The 16,299-nt window shown below is 64.6% G+C and carries 16 protein-coding genes; 9 read left to right on the forward strand and 7 right to left on the reverse strand.

The features are described 5' to 3' along the window. The first annotated feature begins 484 nt into the window (after nucleotides 1-484). Both AC5RUU_RS02345 and AC5RUU_RS02350 read left to right on the forward strand, forming a co-directional pair. Nucleotides 485-1,750: a glycoside hydrolase family 26 protein gene (locus tag AC5RUU_RS02345; protein ID WP_493973591.1), complete on the forward strand. Its 1,266-nt coding sequence runs from the start codon at nucleotides 485-487 to the stop codon at nucleotides 1,748-1,750. A 356-nt stretch (nucleotides 1,751-2,106) separates the two neighbouring features. After that, nucleotides 2,107-2,349 carry a three-helix bundle dimerization domain-containing protein gene (locus tag AC5RUU_RS02350; RefSeq protein ID WP_493973592.1) on the forward strand — a complete coding sequence of 81 codons (243 nt, stop codon included), beginning with the start codon at nucleotides 2,107-2,109 and terminating at the stop codon, nucleotides 2,347-2,349. A gap of 26 nt (nucleotides 2,350-2,375) precedes the next feature. On the opposite strand, the gene AC5RUU_RS02355 is transcribed toward AC5RUU_RS02350, so the two are convergent. After that, complete coding sequence (locus AC5RUU_RS02355) at nucleotides 2,376-3,500, reverse strand: serine hydrolase domain-containing protein (protein WP_493973593.1); 1,125 nt, start codon at nucleotides 3,498-3,500, stop codon at nucleotides 2,376-2,378. 733 nt (nucleotides 3,501-4,233) lie between these two features. Here AC5RUU_RS02355 and AC5RUU_RS02360 point away from each other — a divergent pair. Beyond that, entirely contained in the window at nucleotides 4,234-4,959 is a 726-nt protein-coding gene (locus tag AC5RUU_RS02360; protein WP_493973594.1) for a hemerythrin domain-containing protein, read from the forward strand. Between the two features lie 48 nt (nucleotides 4,960-5,007). Here the strand turns inward: AC5RUU_RS02360 and AC5RUU_RS02365 are convergent, their stop codons facing one another. Then, a complete protein-coding gene (locus AC5RUU_RS02365) occupies nucleotides 5,008-6,195 on the reverse strand; it encodes an acyltransferase family protein (protein ID WP_493973595.1) in 1,188 nt (395 codons plus the stop codon). A 131-nt stretch (nucleotides 6,196-6,326) separates the two neighbouring features. Further along, nucleotides 6,327-7,148 (reverse strand): SGNH/GDSL hydrolase family protein, encoded by an 822-nt coding sequence (locus tag AC5RUU_RS02370; protein ID WP_493973596.1) that lies wholly within the window; start codon nucleotides 7,146-7,148, stop codon nucleotides 6,327-6,329. 122 nt (nucleotides 7,149-7,270) lie between these two features. Between AC5RUU_RS02370 and AC5RUU_RS02375 the strand changes: the two genes are divergently transcribed. Both AC5RUU_RS02375 and AC5RUU_RS02380 read left to right on the forward strand, forming a co-directional pair. Beyond that, nucleotides 7,271-7,654: a hypothetical protein gene (locus tag AC5RUU_RS02375; protein ID WP_493973597.1), complete on the forward strand. Its 384-nt coding sequence runs from the start codon at nucleotides 7,271-7,273 to the stop codon at nucleotides 7,652-7,654. After that, a complete protein-coding gene (locus tag AC5RUU_RS02380; protein ID WP_493973598.1) occupies nucleotides 7,647-9,689 on the forward strand; it encodes a DUF8189 domain-containing protein in 2,043 nt (680 codons plus the stop codon). Before AC5RUU_RS02375 ends, AC5RUU_RS02380 begins: the two co-directional genes overlap by 8 nt. A gap of 85 nt (nucleotides 9,690-9,774) precedes the next feature. Here the strand turns inward: AC5RUU_RS02380 and AC5RUU_RS02385 are convergent, their stop codons facing one another. After that, nucleotides 9,775-10,197 (reverse strand): DUF1801 domain-containing protein, encoded by a 423-nt coding sequence (locus AC5RUU_RS02385; RefSeq protein ID WP_493973599.1) that lies wholly within the window; start codon nucleotides 10,195-10,197, stop codon nucleotides 9,775-9,777. A gap of 175 nt (nucleotides 10,198-10,372) precedes the next feature. Here AC5RUU_RS02385 and AC5RUU_RS02390 point away from each other — a divergent pair, with 175 nt between their 5' ends. Further along, nucleotides 10,373-10,657 (forward strand): hypothetical protein, encoded by a 285-nt coding sequence (locus AC5RUU_RS02390; RefSeq protein ID WP_493973600.1) that lies wholly within the window; start codon nucleotides 10,373-10,375, stop codon nucleotides 10,655-10,657. Between the two features lie 69 nt (nucleotides 10,658-10,726). Here the strand turns inward: AC5RUU_RS02390 and AC5RUU_RS02395 are convergent, their stop codons facing one another. The 3 genes from AC5RUU_RS02395 to AC5RUU_RS02405 form a co-directional block, all read right to left on the reverse strand. After that, nucleotides 10,727-11,542 (reverse strand): MBL fold metallo-hydrolase, encoded by an 816-nt coding sequence (locus tag AC5RUU_RS02395; RefSeq protein ID WP_493973601.1) that lies wholly within the window; start codon nucleotides 11,540-11,542, stop codon nucleotides 10,727-10,729. Nucleotides 11,543-11,656: 114 nt separating this feature from the next. Next, a complete protein-coding gene (locus tag AC5RUU_RS02400) occupies nucleotides 11,657-12,724 on the reverse strand; it encodes a hypothetical protein (protein WP_493973602.1) in 1,068 nt (355 codons plus the stop codon). A 77-nt stretch (nucleotides 12,725-12,801) separates the two neighbouring features. After that, on the reverse strand, nucleotides 12,802-13,146 hold the full coding sequence (locus tag AC5RUU_RS02405; protein ID WP_493973603.1) for a hypothetical protein: 345 nt from the start codon (nucleotides 13,144-13,146) through the stop codon (nucleotides 12,802-12,804). 260 nt (nucleotides 13,147-13,406) lie between these two features. On the opposite strand from AC5RUU_RS02405, the gene AC5RUU_RS02410 reads away from it, so the two are divergent. Genes AC5RUU_RS02410 through AC5RUU_RS02420 form a run of 3 tightly spaced genes read left to right on the forward strand, consistent with a single transcriptional unit; the run spans nucleotide 13,407 to nucleotide 16,282 of the window. Next, on the forward strand, nucleotides 13,407-14,078 hold the full coding sequence (locus tag AC5RUU_RS02410; RefSeq protein WP_493973604.1) for a LuxR C-terminal-related transcriptional regulator: 672 nt from the start codon (nucleotides 13,407-13,409) through the stop codon (nucleotides 14,076-14,078). 54 nt (nucleotides 14,079-14,132) lie between these two features. Next, nucleotides 14,133-15,278 carry a sensor histidine kinase gene (locus AC5RUU_RS02415; protein ID WP_493973605.1) on the forward strand — a complete coding sequence of 382 codons (1,146 nt, stop codon included), beginning with the start codon at nucleotides 14,133-14,135 and terminating at the stop codon, nucleotides 15,276-15,278. Continuing rightward, entirely contained in the window at nucleotides 15,275-16,282 is a 1,008-nt protein-coding gene (locus AC5RUU_RS02420) for a DUF8320 family protein (protein WP_493973606.1), read from the forward strand. Before AC5RUU_RS02415 ends, AC5RUU_RS02420 begins: the two co-directional genes overlap by 4 nt. Nucleotides 16,283-16,299: the final 17 nt, after the last annotated feature.

Genomic DNA, 16,299 nt, shown 5'->3' on the forward strand with positions numbered 1-16,299 from the left:
GATGGCGGTGCGCGCCGCCGTCGTGCGCCTCACCTCGCTCTTCACGCAGGGCACAGTGCAGGAAACGGTTAGTGCCGGGCCTTGGCGCGGATCACTCCGGCTGCCAGGAGGCCGGCGGCACCAAGTGAGGCCAGCATGCCGCCAAGGGCCACAACGTATTCAGTGATCGTCATTGTTTCCACTCCCCTTCGAACTGGAACTTCCTGATGGGCCCAAGCTACGCGCGGAGGGTCAAGGTTGGCCGAAGGATCGCCGCGGGTTGGGTCAAGATCTCTGCGGCAGCACGCCCGGCGCCCATCCGCCAGGACGGCACCGGGTGCTTCCTCGGCCAAAGCTGCGCAGATCCTGCGGCGTTTTGGCCCAGCAGGCTCCCGGGGACCCGGACACTTAAAGAGGGGTCCTTTCCGTTCGGCCCTTGTCCTCTGCAGCGGCCGCCTTCCTTCCATCCCGGACGGCTGCTGCCGGATCCCGTTGGAGGGGATTTATGAAGCTACTCAGAACACTGGTCTCCGTCCTGGCCCTGCTGGCGGGCGGCACGGTCTGGATTTCGGCCCCGGCGCACGCCGCCACTGCCATCGTCACCCTCAGTCCCACTACAGGCCCGGCGGGCACGTCCGTGACCGTCACCGGCACAGGCTTCCCGAAGAAGAGTTCAGGCACCGTCATCGCCGGCACCGCAAAGGCCGCGTTCAAAACCAGCGCGTCCGGCTACTTCACGGCCGAGGTGGTCATGCCAATGACGGACGATCCCGCGGTTGCGGTCCGCGCTACGTCGGGCACGGCGAGCGCCGCGGCCACGTTCACCTACACCTACAGCTCGCCCTCCGTCACTGAGGAGGACCCGAACCTTGCCCCGTCACCGGCACCGGCTCCCGCAGCCCCGGCCCCGGCATCCGCCGTCCTCCGGTTCGGCGTGGGCACACCCGGAGGCCCCCTCGCCTCGGCGGAACTTGACGCTGTGACGGCCCTTGCCGGTGAGGCGCCGTCGATCATCCTGTCCTACAAGGACTTCAACCAGGCTCCCCCGATCACCGAACTCGAAGCAGTCCGCGCCCGGGGCGCCCAGACGCTGCTCACGTGGGAACCGTGGGCCTGGGGTGGCGGCACCGAGCAGCCCGCCTACTCACTGGACCGGATCGCCGCAGGTGATTTCGACCCTTATCTCCGGCAGTGGGGCCAGGCCCTGGCCGGCTGGGGTCACCCGGTGATGCTGCGGTTCGGCCATGAAATGAACGGCAACTGGTACCCGTGGTCCGAACAGCTTAACGGCAGCGGCAGCGGCGACTACGCCAGCGCCTGGCGCCATGTCCACGACGTCGTTGCGGCAACCGGCGCCTCGAACATCACCTGGGTCTGGAACCCCAATGTCCCCTACTGGGGCTCCATCCCGCTTTCCGGGCTCTACCCCGGGGACGCGTACGTGGATGCGGTGGCGCTGGACGGCTACAACTGGGGAACCTCCGCGTCCTGGAGCAGCTGGCAGTCCCCTTCGCAGCTCTTCGGCGACGGCCTCGCCCAGCTGCGGAGCCTGGCACCGGGGAAGCAGATCCTGATCGCCGAGACGGCATCGGCGGAACAGGGCGGCTCCAAGGCCGACTGGAACACCGCCCTGATCAGCTACCTCGCCGCCCAGCCGGACATCACCGCCATCACGTGGTTCCACTTCAACAAGGAAACCGACTGGCGGATCAACAGCAGCACCTCCTCCGCGCAAGCGTTCGCCGCGGCCCTTGCCGCCCGGCCGAAGTAGGTTGCAAGACGTACGACGGCGGCACGCGCCCGCCGTCGTACGTCGCCTTCCGGATCCGGTGGTTGAGCGCGTCGAGACCTGGGGAAGTTTTGAGGAGTTCTTGATGGCAACTGCGCTGCTCCTTGAGGATGGCAGTCCACAGTAGTTGGTGAGAGGCCGGCGGCGCATGGGGGTGCAGCTGGAAACTGGGTCCGGTAGTACGGCGGCCTTGAGTCGGGCAACCGACGGTTTCAGCGCTTGGCGGTGTTGGGAGGCCAGCACCGCCAGGCGAACCCCCCGTCCCCGGGGACCGCTTGGAGAGCCACAGCGAATAAGTGGTTGTTGACTCCCCTGCCCTGCAGGTCGAAGCTTTGGGGATGTTCAAAGAACCCGAAGTCAGGGCGCTCCTGGCTGTCGTCGACCGGCTCGCCGAGCGCTTTCCCGGTCACCAGCGCGCCGTCATTGAGCAGGTGGTGGCCGAAGAGCACGTGCTGTTCGACGACGGACCTATCCGGGACTATGTCCCGGTCCTCGTGGAACGGGCCGCGAAGCTGCGCCTCTCCCACGGTTTGCCAGCGGCAGGCGGCAGCGGGGACGGGAGCGTTGTCAGGGTCACCTGACAAAAGGACTGGACCTGCGCATGGGCTCAGCTGCACAGGCTTCTGGCTGTCGCCCGGACGGCTTCCTCCATCTCGGGGGCGAGCGAAGGCACGGCGGTGATGTCTATTTCCGCCGGGGGCAGCGCGATGGCCGCTGACACCTGCTGCCCGCCGTCAAAAGAGGACACCGACTGAACGTTGTAGGCGCCTCCCCCGCCGTACACAAAGACGTGGCGTGTGCCCGGGCAGATGTCGTCAGTCCACTGGAGGCCTCCCAGGTCGTAGGGATCACCGTCCACCATGGTTTGCCACGATTCGTTGCTGACAAGCCTCCCTGTGGTGAGGGCCCTGAAGAACCTGCTGAGGTCCTCAACAGTGGAGATGATCCCGGCGTCCCCTGAGCCTGCAACCGCGTCGACGCGTGTGAAATCGATCCGGTTCCCGTCCGACAGTATGTAGCCGTGAAGCATGGGCTCAGGCGGCTGGCCCGGGGCCGCCACTTGGGTGCTGCCCATGCCGGCCGGCCCGAACACATCAGCGGCGAGAACCTCCGAGAGCGCGCGGCCGTGTATCCGTTCCAGAAGCCAGCCCAGCACCTCCCAGTCAGTTGCTGACCAGGCCGGGTTGGAGACTGGCCCCGGCGGGTTGCCGACTCCGGCGGCCAGCCTGAGCCGCTCCTCGAAGGTCAGGGTGCGCGTCTTCAGTTCTTCCGCGGTCCTCGCCTTAATGAGGGGAGGGAAGTAGTCGGCCAGGCCGGATCTGCTGCCCAACAGCTCCCGGATAGTGGTGCGCCAGCCGGGGAATATGGCTCCAAACTCGGGCAGATGAGCGGAGACGGGGTCATCCAGGCGTACGGTGCCCTTTTCCACGAGTTTCATGACGGACACAGCCACCATCGGCGTCCCGGCACCGCTGATCCACACCCGGTCCGTTGGTGCCGCCTTCTTGTTGGAGTCCAGGTCTTTCACTCCGGCGGCCTCCAGCTCCTCCTGGTCGCCGCTCCGTACGTGGAGGACCACGCCCGAGGCTCCCTGTGCCGTGGCCTCCTGGGCAAAGGCTTCCAACTCCGCAGCGAGGTTCGCGGGGGCCGTAGAAGTTGTGTCCGCGGGGCTGCCGAACGTGCATCCGGCAATCAAGAGGGCAGCGGCGAGAACCGCAGTTTGCCGTCTCAACGTGGCACCAGGGCCCGGAGCATGACAATCAGCCCATTCCCGCGGGACCTGCCCAGGTGCCCGGGGCGCCAGTCCCGCCTCCGCCCCGGTCATCATCCTTGCCGCACCGGAGGCACCGCTTATACAGGCTGCCGTCCTCGGTGTGTTCAACATGCCACTCGTGGCGGAGATTCAGCCTGCACAACAGTGCCTGGATCACGACTACCCCTCTCCGAGAATGCGCCGTCCACCCACTCCCAATTATGTTCCTCCGGCCAGCATTTAAGTAGGTCGAAGCGGGCGGGACCAGGGTTGCCGTCGGCGCTGCTTAGTGCCGGAAACGCGGTTTGCTTCAGTCTTGATGAAGTCTTGACTGCTACTGGCCTGGTTCTTGAGTTGTCCCGTGCACAGTGATGAATGAAAGGCCGGGAAAGCATGGGGTGCACCTGGGAAGCTGAGGCCCAGTCAGCCCGCGCCTTGAATCGGGAAACCGATGGTCTCCAACACTTGGCGGCGCCGTACAGCGGCGCCGCCAAGTCACCCACGCAGACATGATGTGCACACGAGCAGACTGGGGCCGATGACGGAGGCGGCGGATCAACGTCGATCCGCAAAAAGTCATCGGCCCCACTTCCACACCGGCAGCGATCCTTCGCAGTCGAGCTCCTTGTCCCCCATTGTTTGGCTTGAGGGCAGGCGATACCATGCTGGCGGGGGGAGGGCCTGGTCTCAAGACGAGCGTTAGGGGCCCATCATGACCGATTTCTTCACCATGCAGCCCGGCGAGACCGCGGCTCCCGTTCCACCGGGACCTGTCCTGTGCAACGGGACGGCGGGTATGCGGCGAATCCACCGCGTCTTCCTCTGGGCGTACGATGAGGCGCCCGGCCTGGTGCGCTCGGCCGCACCGGGTGACACCGCCCGCGCGGCCTACGTGGGCGAAGTGCTGGGCAACTTCGACAAGCTGCTCCACATCCACCATGAGAGCGAGGACCTGCTCATGTACCCGCAGCTGGAGCAACGGGCACCGGCATGCGCGCTGCACGTGGGGCAGATGCTCGAGCAGCACCGGCAGGTGACGCGGCGGCTCGAAGTCATCGAGCCGGTCCGCCTGCGCTGGATGGAAACGGCAGCGGCCGCGGACACCGAGGAACTCGCCGGGCTCTACGAGGACCTGTCGGCCGTCCTCAGCGTGCACCTCCGCCGCGAGGTCACCGAGGTCATGCCCGCCGTGGAAAAGGTCATGACCGAGAAGGAGATGCAGGCAGCCGCCCAGCACGGCAGCAGCCAGGTCAGCAACAAATTCCTGGTCGGCTACCTCGGGATGGTGCTCGCCACCAATCCGCCCGCGGACCGGAAGGAGCTCTTCAAGGAGATCCCGCCGCCCGTCCGCCTCGCCTACAAACTCGTTGGCCGCCGGATGTACCGCAAACAGTACGCGACGCTCTTCCCGGGACGCCCCATTCCCGAAACGCTTTAGCCACCAGTGGTTGGGGCCCCTGGTACCGGTGGTTGAACCGGTCGAAACCTACGCGCCCCGGCCCGCTGGTACCAGTTCACGCTCCCGCACATCCCCGCCGGCCGGAGGAACGACGGCGGGTTCCAGCCTTTTGTTTGCCCAGCGGCGGAGCGGCCGCTCCACGAGGCGGAAGGACGCGTAGGCGAGCAGCACGGTCAGGGCCGCTGCCAGTGTGATCCGGACCGGCAGCGACGGCACAAGTGGCATCAGCAGAAGGTACACGGGGATGTGCCAGAGGTACATGGCGTAGGACAGGTCCCGGCCGGGGCCGGCCAGCCAGGGGTGGCTGAGGACCCGTGCCATGAGGCCGGCAGGCTGCAGGACAAGCGAGCCGATCAGCACAGCTGTGAGCAGGGAGAGCACTGTGGGCCCAGCTGTCCAGAAGGCGTCGAACCACGGGCCGGGCGTGTGCGGTTCGTGCAGCAGGAACAGCGCCGCCATCAGCGTGAGGGCAGCTGGCGGGGCACCCCGCCGGGCCGCCGCCTGAAGTGAAACGTGGAGCTTGGAACCCGGGCGGATGCTGGTGAGCAGCAGGGCCAGCACGCCCCCGATCAGCAACTCATCGGCCCTCGTGTCCGGCCCGTTGTACAGGCGGCCCAGCGGCGCGCCCGCTGAAACCAGCAGGAACCGTTCCAGCAGGAAGACCGAGGCCAGGCCCGCCGTAGCCCAGGCGACAGTCCGGACGCGCCAGAACCGCAGCATCACCAGCAGGAGCAGCGGCCACACCAGGTAGAACTGTTCCTCCACGGCGAGGGTCCAGGTAGGGCCGAGGGTTTCGCCAGTGATGGAGTCTCCGAACAGCCCGAAGTGCGCCAGGTTCATGACGTATGCGGCCGCTGGAAGGACGAATTCCGCCTGGCCGCCCCATCCCGAGCCGGGAAAGGCAAAGCCGACCGCGAGGATCACCCCGCACAACGCCAGCAGTGCAGGCCACAGCCGGGCCAGCCGCTTGGCATAGAAGACACCCAGCCGCAGCCGTCCGGTGGTGAGGCGTTCCTTCAGGATCAGCAGGGTGATCACGAAGCCGCTGAGCGTGAAGAAGACGTCCACCCCGATGAACCCGCCGGGCATCTGTTCGGTTGCGGTGTGAAAGAAGAAGACACCCGCCACCGCCACGGTACGGAGCCCGTCGAGGGCGTGCTTCCGCCCAGCGATCAGCCCGCCTTCCGGGCTTGAGGGACGTTCCAGAACTGGCAAATTTCCGCTGCTTGACCTAAAAACCACCCAACAAGCATATATAACGTTTCGGTAACTGCGCTGGATGGAGTCTGGACAGAAGCTTGGAATCCGTCGGTGCTGTACGGCGCGCAGCCGCCGTCATGCGCGGCTCACTGCACCAGCGCGGCCCAGGACTCCAGGAACTTTTCCGCGATGTAGGCATGGCCGGCGGAGTTCGGGTGGGCGCCGTCAAAATCGAACCCCGGGCTGTTGGCGGTTGTGAACCAGCCGGCGTCGATGGCGTCGATGAACGGCGCGCCGGCGGCTTCGGCGCCGGCGCGGACGGCACTGTTCGCCGCGCGGAGTTCCTCCGCCAGCGGCTGGGGCGCCGACGGCCCGAGCACTACCACCTGCACTCCCGGCCAGAATCTGCGCGCCGACAGGATGGTCTGGGTGGTGGCGGCTTTGATTTCCTCGGCGTTGGGGATCTGCGCATCGTTCTGTCCGCCCTGGAGAATGAGGACGTTCGGGACGAAGGACCGGTTGGCAGCAACCTGCTGCAGCCGGAGTTCGTACTCGCCGGCCAGCTCATCCTGGGCACCGCCGCCCCATGCGAACCCGGTTCCGCCCACGCCGTCGATGTTGGTGGGGTATCCGAGCGAGCCGGCAACCAGGTACGCCCAACCCTGGCCGGGCTGGTCCGCACCATCCCCGGCGGTGTAGGAGTCGCCCAGAATAAGGACCACGGGCTCGGCCGGCAGGTCGATTCCCGGCTGCGGCGCAGCTGCCGTGGGTGTGGGAGTGGCAGTTGCCGTGGATGCTGGAGAAATTGCCGGCGTGGCGGCCTGCGTGATTGCCGTGGCGGCCGGCGCAGCTTCACCTAGGCCGCCTGGATTCATCAGGGCGAGTGCTGCCACCCCGAAGGCAGCGGCTGCCAGCACAAAAAGTGCACCGTACTTGATCCACTCCTGCATGGGCACGTTTCTCGTCACGCGGCACATCCTACCGGCCCGCAGCGCTTCCCACCCGGTGCCAGCACCCCGGGCGGTAACGGTGCTGTAACGCGCATCTGGTCGACTGGTTCCTGTGATCCCTCGCGTGTGAGGACGGTGTTATGGGACAGCCGTGGAGTTCCTTCCGGGTGGCAGGTTTGGCACTGGACGTCCCGGACCAGCTCGCACCCTCACCTGAACGCGCCATCGAGGGCGGGGCTGCCGTCCTTGAGGGTGCGGGCATCCGCCTGACCGTCGACACTGGCCCCTTCGCTGATCCCCTCACCCGCTACGCGGACAAGCCCGCCTACGAGCATTGGCAGGAGGCCGTGGGCGGCGACACCGCGGACTTCGTCTCGTTCGAAGAGGAAGGCGTCCGCACCGTTGCCGCCAATTTCCCCGGCCGCGCCACCGCCGTCGTCCATCTTTCTGCCGACGCAGAACGGGGCACCGCCCTGCAGATCCTGCGAAGCATCCGAACAGATCAAGGAGAGTCCAATGACTGAAGAGCAGTACCGTGCGGCCCCGTACCTCGCCGCAGTCCAAAACACCGGCCCCGGCGAACGGAATGCGGGTTTCAGCAAGGTGCAAAGCTACCTTGAGCGGTTCGGCTACCTGGGGCCATCCACCATCAGGGAGCTCGGGGTCCTGGACGACCCCACCGCCGGCGCCCTCCGGAATTTCCAGGAGTATTTCCATCTGCCCGTCACCGGCGTATTCGACGACGCCACCCGCGAAGCAATGATGCGGCCCCGCTGCGGGCTTCCGGACATGAGGGCGGGCGAACTCGCCTTCTCCACCCAGTGCGCGTGGGCCGATCGGACGCTGACCTATGCCTTTGACACCGGGACCGGCGACGTTGCCGGGAACGCCGAATTCGACGCCATCCGGCGTGCCATCCAGACCTGGCAGAACGTGGGCGGGTTGACCTTCACGGAGGTGGCCCTGGGCTCCAGCCCGGACATCCGCATCGGCTGGCGGCCGGCAGCGGACCCGGACCACTCGATGGTTGGCGGGGTCCTGGCCCACGCCGATTTCCCTCCGGGCTGCAGTGTCATCACTAACACGCTGCCCAAGCCGGTCCACTTCGACGACAGCGAACATGTCTGGAGCGTCGGTGCCGCGGCAAGCGCCTTCGACATCGAGACTGTGGCACTGCACGAATTCGGCCATATCGTGGGGCTTGCCCACTCCAGCGTCGCGAACGCCGTGATGGCACCCACCGTGGCCTCCAACTTCACCAAGCGTGCCCTCACGCAGGATGACATCGACGGCTTCCGGTCGCTGTATCCGGCCGCCCCGCAGGCGTGGTCCGGGTGGAACTCCCTGGGCGGCGTCATCACCTCAGACGTTGCTGTGGGCAACAACAAGGACGGGCGGCTGGAGGCATTCGCCCGGGGCACCGAAGGCGCCGTGTGGCACCGGTGGCAGACCGCACCGAACGGCAACTGGGCCGGCTGGAACTCCCTGGGCGGGGTCATCACCACCGAGATCGCGGTGGGCAACAACCTGGACGGCCGGCTGGAAATCTTTGCCCGGGGCACGGACAACGCCCTTTGGCACCGGTGGCAAACAGCACCGAACGGCAACTGGGCGGGCTGGAACTCCCTGGGCGGGGTCATCACCGGACCGCCGGCCACGGGGCGCAACGCGGATGGCCGGCTGGAGGTTTTCGCGCGCGGAACCGACGGTGCCGTGTGGCATCGGTGGCAGACTGCACCGAACGGCAACTGGTCCGGCTGGCACTCGCTGGGCGGCGTCATTACCTCCGAGATCGCCGTCGGCAAGAACAAGGACGGCCGCCTCGAACTCTTCGTCCGCGGCACGGACAATGCCCTGTGGCACAAGTGGCAAACGGCACCGAACGGCAACTGGTCCGGCTGGCAGTCCCTGGGCGGCATCCTGACCTCCAACATCTCCATCGGCAGCAACGCCGACGGCCGGCTGGAAGCCTTCGTCCGCGGCACGGACAATGCCCTGTGGCACATGTGGCAGACAGCGCCCAACAGCGGATGGTCCGGCTGGCACTCCCTGGGCGGCCTCCTCACCTCCGACATCGCCGCGGGCAGGAATGCGAGCGGCCGGCTTGAGGTCTTTGTCCGGGGCACGGACAATGCCCTGTGGCACATGTGGCAGACAGCGCCGAACAGCGGATGGTCCGGCTGGCACTCCCTGGGCGGCCTCCTCACATCCAACATCGCGGTGGGCAGCAACGCCGACGGCCGTCTAGAGGTGTTCGTCCGGGGCACGGATAACGCCCTGTGGCATAAATGGCAAAACCGGCCGTTCCTGACCGAGGAGTCCACCGGGTCAGCGGGTGCTGCGGCCATGGCCGGTGCGGCGGGCGCGGATATTTCCGCCGATGGTGCCGCTCCCCAAACGGCGGGGATGCCGGCGGGCGCCATGGGCGGGGGCGGGGCACCAAACGGGCAGCAATCACCCGCCGCCCCGGCGATGCCCGTTGGAACAATGGACGGCAACGCGGCCAAGGAACAGGCTTCGGACAAGATGCCGGCGGGGGCCATGAAAGCAGGTGGGTGAGCCCGTCGAAATGCGTACGACGGCGGCGCGCCCGCCGTCGTACGCCACCTCGAGCATCGCGGGTCAAAGTTGCAACCGAGGGAGATCAGGGCACCGGGGGCTGCGTTTCGGCAAGTGAGCGCTCCAGCAGTTCACGCAACACGCCGCGGTCCACCCCCGTCAGCCGGGTGAGGTAGAGGCAGGCCTTGCTCGCCCGGTGCTTTCCAAGCCGCGCCATCAGATCGGGCCAGCGTTCGGCGAAGTCGTTGGCGAGGTAGATCGTGTGTTTCGCGGGACCCGTCGCGAAGGCGAGCAAGGGAGCGCGGCCCCCGTGGCCGCTTTCGTAGCGGTACTCGTGCTCGCCGAAGCCGATGATGCGGCCCGCCCAGACCACCGGCTGCTCTCCGCTCATCTCGGCCAGGAGCGCCAGCAGTTCGTCGGCCTCGGCACGTCGCGGGCCTGTGGCGCGGTCTAGCACGTCCGAAACGGGCAGGTCCGATGGTGTCATGGCAGGCGGCTTCGCTGGCATGTGGTCTCCTTGCGGTCATGCTGGACAACCAGAATAGTACGCCGGTGGTTGGACCGGTCGAAACGCGAAACCTGCCCGAAGGGTTAGCCAACCGTGACCTGCGGGGCGTTCCTTCGCCGTGCAACAGCCGCTACTGTCAACAGCACCATCCGGGACAAACGGAAAAGAGGCGACGATGAGCATAGACATCGAAATTGGTAGCAGCCTCAGCAACGAGGACGCGGCGCATTTTGCAGCCCAGGCGGCAGCAATCACCTCAGCGATGCAGGAGGTCCGGGAACTCCACCCGGCGTACAGCTGGGTGTGGACGGACGAGATCCGCTGCCGTGGTTGCAATGCCAGCCTCGACATACCGATCCTTGCCAGCACCAACGCCAACGCGGACAAGGCTTTTGCAGCACATCAGTCCGCCCAACTGGACGCGTTGCTGGCTGCCGACGGCCGGACCGCCGGCGCATAGCGCCAACGTGCGACGGCGGCGCGCGGCCGCCGTCGTACGTTGTTTAAGTCTTTCGAAACCCCGGTGCCCCTAGTGCTCCCGGCGGGTCTCCTGGAGCCGCTTGATGAACCAGCGCGACTGTTCCGGCCCGTAGGGCAGGACCGGGATGGCCTTGGTGGCATCATTCGGGGTGTCGCGGATGGACTGCCGTGCCTGGCGGACCGCGGTGGTCATGGTGTCCGCCATGGTCTTGACGAACTGGTCGCTGCACGGCTTCCCGTGCCCGGGGATCAGGAACTCGTAGCGGTGGCGCAGAGCCGAGATATGCCGGAGCGCATCCGCCCATTCCTCAGGGTAGGAGTCCTCGAAGGAGGGGTGCGCGCCCTGCTCCACGAGGTCGCCCACGAACAGGGTGGTGGTTGTGCCGACCAGCAGGTCACCGTCGGTGTGGCCCCGGCCCAGGTAAAAGAGGGTGGCGGTCAGGCCGCCGAGGTCCACCAGGACGGGCTGGTCCTTCACGATGGCGTTGGGCACCACGAGTTCCACGTTCTCGCCTTCACCGGCGGACATCTCCGGTTCCAGCGTCCCGACGAAGCGGCGCTGGAGGTCCCCGCGCTCATCGATTTCGGTGGCGCAGTTCTGGTGCGCCCAGAATTCGGTGGCACCGGCTTCCGCGAACACCGCGTTGCCGAAGAAGTGGTCGTAATGGGCGTGGGTGTTGACGACGACGAGCGGCAGCTGGGTCTTCTCCCGGACCGCGTCCAGGATCTCCCTGCCCTGCCGGGGCCCGCAGCCGGTGTCGATCACCATGGCCCGTTCGGATCCCACGATCAGTCCTGTGTTCAGCAGCGATCCTTCGGTAACCAGCACATAGTTTTCCGCGCCGACTTCGAGCCATTCCGACATTGTTTCTCCGTACCTCCGGCAAAGCAGTGTTCGTTCGTCCAGCCGTTCGATTCTACCCAGCCCTTCCGGAAGTTGCCGTGAGGCAGTGGCTGACCCAGACGTTGTACCGGAACGTCATTGCTCTTCCAGGTAGCCGATAAAGACCGGGTTCTCTTTGGGATTGAGCGGGTTGTGACGGGTTGGTGCGGCTGAACCGTCGGACGGTACGGTGAAAAAGAACCGTTCAGCCCCTCGCGTTGCCGTGAAAAACACTCTTTCCAGCGTGGGATCAGAGATGTAGCTGCGGATCTCGAAGTCCGATTCGGGCGTGATGGGTAGGAAGTCGGCTCCCCCTTCGTGATTCACGTCATCCGGTAACGGGCTCAGCAGACCGAGGCGATCGTCTACCACCGCCAACGCCCGATGAGAGTCGAACCAGTTATTCACCTGGGTGTCGTTGAAGAGGTTGATGACGAGGTTGGGATCCGCCGTGCTGATCTCCTTCGCGTAGCCCATGCCGGTCATGTTGTAGGTTGATTCCGGTACCCCGTTGAGGCCGATCCACCAGGAAGTGCCATTGCCTTGGACAGCAGCCGTTTGCAACTCTTTTGTTTGCAGATCAATCCAATTGTGCGTTTTTGCCTTGAGATCGTGGAAAAAGAAGCGACCATCAGGCGCGAACAATGCGTTGGCGTGCTGTGGGACTGCAGCAAAATCACCACCATCAGACAGAAGTGACGTTACATCCACCGTCTTGCCCGAGGTGCCGTCGACATAGCCGACGCGCTTGGAGCCGGTAGTAATATCGGTCCAGTTCACGGCTAAAAGTCCGAAGTCTTCCGAGAAGATCTGGCGGTAGCGGGGTCCCGCCAATTGCCCACCGTCATGGGAACCGTTCTCGCAATTGAACGTAGGCTTTCCTTCAGGAACGAAGCTGAGCAGGGTGGAGCTGACAATTGTTTCCGCATTCATCACATTGATGTTGTAGCTTGTCTCGTCACAGAATAAGAGGACAGGCCCAGATTTCGGACCTGCATACGTTTCTGCAGGCCCAGATTCCGCTGATGTTGCGGTTGGCGCAGAAGTCACCGGGTCGCTGGCGGTTTGAGGAACTTTCGACGATGAATCGGGGTCGTGCGAGTTTCCACATGCTGGCAACACGCAAATTGCCGACAAAGCAAGAATTGACAGTTTCTTTTTCACTGCTGCCCCCGTCCGGCACGGTTGGAGTTCCCGCGTCCGCCGATTAGTTCCATCACGCCCTGCTAGCTTTGCCATATCTACAAACGGGAGATTGAGTACAACTTCGTTCCTTTGCTGTCGTAGACAGTGGCGACGTCGTTGCCCTCAAAATCGACTTGATAGGACGCTTCATTGGGCGGCTGAGTCACAACCAGTGAGTAGCGGCCGTTCGTTCCTTCTTTCTCCGAGAGGGAGCAGGACATGCCCCCGCCGATATCCAAGGGTTTACCGCCTGAATAGAACATCCCGCGACATGCACCGGAATCGTTGATGACCTTCGTTCCGCTGCCGTCATCGGCGGACCAGTTGCCAGTCAGGCTTGGAGCGCTAGAGCATGCGGCGAGCGATGCACTGATGCCGAGCAAAACACCGAGAGTTGCCATTGACTTTGCGATTTTCTGTGACCTTGCCACGAGCTGCCTTTCGCTAAATTCCCCGTGTTGGTGGATTGGCTTGACACTAGCGCCCCCTGGACTAGACGAAACCGCTCCGGCGTAGCGAAGCCTTTTGGTGTCACCGAAAGTGGGGACACCGCTGCGCTCTATGTCGCACTCAGGCTGCTGGCCGCGTCACAATTGGAACATTCCGGTTGAAACCCCAAACTGAACTTCTTCAAAGGCTGTCAGGAATACAGGGGGCAACGGTGGAAACGGTACGCGCAGGGATTATCGACGACCACGAAGCTGTCCGGCTCGGGTTTGCCGCCTCGGCTACCCGCGAAGCCGAAAGCAAAACGCCCTATGTCCGGGTGATTGGGGGCGCTCCCACTGTTGATGCCTTCCTTGGCGCCGGGCGGGGCATCTGCGATGTGGTTGCCCTTGACCTTTCCCTTGCTGACGGCTCCCAGCCTGGCGCCAATGTTTCACAGCTGGTGGCAGCCGGCTACAAAATCCTTGTCTTCACGCTTGGGGACAATGTCGGGCAGATTCAGGACGCCATCGCGAACGGGGCTATGGGAGTGTCCCTGAAGTCCGAGCCAATTTCCGAGACGTTTGCCAAAATCCGCCGTATCGCCGTCGGAGAAACGATAGACAGCCAGGAACTGGCTGCAGCCATTGAAACCGACACAGACTTTGTCGAAGCGAACCTGTCGGATCGCGAACGTGAGTGCATCGCCTTGTACGCGGCAGGTCTTGGCCAGTTTCAGGTAGCACGGCGCATGGGTATCGCTGAGAGCACTGTGAAAAAGAACATCGACCGGATCCGCGAAAAGTATGAGGCTGCAGGTCGTCCCGCTACCACGAAGATTGACCTTTACCGGCGTGCCGTCGAAGACGGCATCCTCCCCCCGCTACTTCCCCTGCGGAAGCGCTGACTCGTGTCCGTGCCCTCCCCAACTGGTATTTCGGCCAGAGACACGCACCTCTTAATGGCTCGCGGCATCGCAGCCTTCGCGCTTCTGCTCTTGCTTCAGGCTGCCGGTTCCGTAGTTAGCCAAACGCCCCACGCCGCCACCTGGTGGAATATTGTGTTCCTTTGGCTGTTCCTGGCCCTGGTGCTTCTTTTCGCATTGGCCTCCGTGCGCGGCCGCGGGTTGCCCCACATAGCCGGGACACTGGCAGTACTTGTCCTTGCCGGTTTGGCACTTTGGCCCTTGGCTGTGCCGCCGTCTGTGCCGGAGAGCTTCGGGACGCCGTGGCTGTGGTCCATGATCAACGTAGGTGCAGCATGGGCTGCGTACAGCTTCGGAGCCCGCCAAGGGTGCCTCTATGCACTGCTTATTGGCGGCGTGTTCAGCGGGGTAAGAATAACGCCGCAGGGCGGATCCGGATCGTGGCTCATAGCCCTTGAGGACGCTACATTCGCAACCGTGCTGGGGCTCATTATCTGCGTCACGATCGGAATACTCCGCCGGGCAGCAGAGCGTGCCGATACAGCCGCGGACAAGGCTATCGAACAGTATAAGGAAGCTGCGTCAGCAACTGCCCTCAGCAACGAGCGACTACGTCTTGACGGTCTGCTGCATGACAGTGTGATGACCGCCCTTTTGACGGCGGCCCGCGCCGGCTCCGCGGAAGAACGCCTGGCCAGTGCCAGGCTGGCGCAAAGCGCGTTGGAGAGGCTGGACCGGCAAGCCACAGAAGCTCCAGAATCAGCCCCTGCCACTGTTGCCGAGATTGCTGCCCGAATCCGTTTTACCGTTGGGCCGGGTACACCAGGACCTGTCGTGGGCGTCACCTGCGAATCCCCGGAGCACCTGCTGCTCCCGGCCGACGTGGTCAGGGCTGTCTTCGAGGCGACAACGGAAGCGGTGCAGAATGCAGTACGGCATTCAGGGGCCAAGCATTGCGAAGTCAGCATCACCGCAATCCGTACGGATGGGCGCGCGAAACTGCGGGTATCCATCAAAGACACCGGTTCCGGTTTTGACCCGGGCTCGGTTTCTGACCGACGCCTCGGGATAAAGGTTTCAATCGTCGGGCGAATGGAAGCCGTCGGCGGCTCAGCGGAAATCACCACCGCTCCCCGCTCCGGGACTGAGGTCCGGCTTGGCTGGGAAGGAGTTGAGCCATGATCCGCGCCATCTCCACCAAAGTGATGGCAGCCTTGTGTGCAGCGTTCGTCGCCGTGCACATAGCGCTGGGGTTGCTTTCCTTGGACATGGTGTCTTCGGTGTGGCCCGTGCTGATGGCCATGGCAATCTACCTGACTGCCGTCGTCGTCGTCCTCAGGCCCTCTCCGGGGCGGCTACCACTGCCTGCCACTGTCTTTGTGCTTCTGGCAGTCACCGCACTCACCTTGCTGGTCACCAGTGTCCTGCCCACGGACAGGTGGCCGGGGTATGCTTCCTGGCACCTGGCTGCGACTTACACCTTGCTGGTGGCTACCGTTATCCGTGGGCAAGTGCTGCTGTCATGGGTCGGTGTGCTGCTCTCCGTCATCCTGAACACATTGTGGGCCTCGCAAACCACAATGGGGTTCGTTGGCGGCCTCATGCTGAACATCGCCACGGTCGGGTGGGTAACCGTCAGTACTGGTATTGGGCATCTGCTGCGCACCAATGACCGGAAGGTAGGCCAGTACAGGGCCGATGCCGAAGCCGCCGCCGATTGGTTCGCGGCCGAACAGGCACTGCACGTGGCACGAACAAAATGGCTGCAGCACGTCCGCCAGGTCGCCGGGCCGGCCCTCAGCCAAATCGCAGATCCAAACCACGACATCACGGACACCGACCGGCTGGAGTTCCAACTCTCGGAGGCGCAGTTCCGTGATGAAATCCGCGGCCGCGTCCTGGCTACCGCAGAAGTGGTTGAAGCAGCCCGAAGCGCCCGCCAACGTGGGGTCACGGTTCAACTCCTTGATGACCGGCGCCAGAACCTCACGCCACGGATGCTGGCTTCTGTTTCTGAACACGTGGTCAGGATCCTCAACCAAGCGCGCACCGGCACTGTCACCGCCCGGGCCAGGCCCCAAGGGGGAGACCTCGCCGTCACCATCTACGCCGCTCCCGATAACCCGGACCAGAACCCGGACGAGGCCACTTTCGTGGAGTTCACAGACCGGTCACCGGAACACTAAGCCGGGCTGGCGAGTTT

The organism is Arthrobacter sp. K4-10C (assembly GCF_059090085.1).

Coding starts and splice junctions, on each gene's coding strand:
- AC5RUU_RS02380 (WP_493973598.1), top strand. CDS start 7,647: ATGACTGAAGAGCAGTACCGTGCGGCCCCGTACCTCGCCGCAGTCCAA.
- AC5RUU_RS02395 (WP_493973601.1), bottom strand. CDS start 11,542: ATGTCGGAATGGCTCGAAGTCGGCGCGGAAAACTATGTGCTGGTTACC.
- AC5RUU_RS02345 (WP_493973591.1), top strand. CDS start 485: ATGAAGCTACTCAGAACACTGGTCTCCGTCCTGGCCCTGCTGGCGGGC.
- AC5RUU_RS02360 (WP_493973594.1), top strand. CDS start 4,234: ATGACCGATTTCTTCACCATGCAGCCCGGCGAGACCGCGGCTCCCGTT.
- AC5RUU_RS02415 (WP_493973605.1), top strand. CDS start 14,133: ATGGCTCGCGGCATCGCAGCCTTCGCGCTTCTGCTCTTGCTTCAGGCT.
- AC5RUU_RS02420 (WP_493973606.1), top strand. CDS start 15,275: ATGATCCGCGCCATCTCCACCAAAGTGATGGCAGCCTTGTGTGCAGCG.
- AC5RUU_RS02405 (WP_493973603.1), bottom strand. CDS start 13,146: ATGGCAACTCTCGGTGTTTTGCTCGGCATCAGTGCATCGCTCGCCGCA.
- AC5RUU_RS02375 (WP_493973597.1), top strand. CDS start 7,271: ATGGGACAGCCGTGGAGTTCCTTCCGGGTGGCAGGTTTGGCACTGGAC.
- AC5RUU_RS02390 (WP_493973600.1), top strand. CDS start 10,373: ATGAGCATAGACATCGAAATTGGTAGCAGCCTCAGCAACGAGGACGCG.
- AC5RUU_RS02385 (WP_493973599.1), bottom strand. CDS start 10,197: ATGCCAGCGAAGCCGCCTGCCATGACACCATCGGACCTGCCCGTTTCG.
- AC5RUU_RS02350 (WP_493973592.1), top strand. CDS start 2,107: ATGTTCAAAGAACCCGAAGTCAGGGCGCTCCTGGCTGTCGTCGACCGG.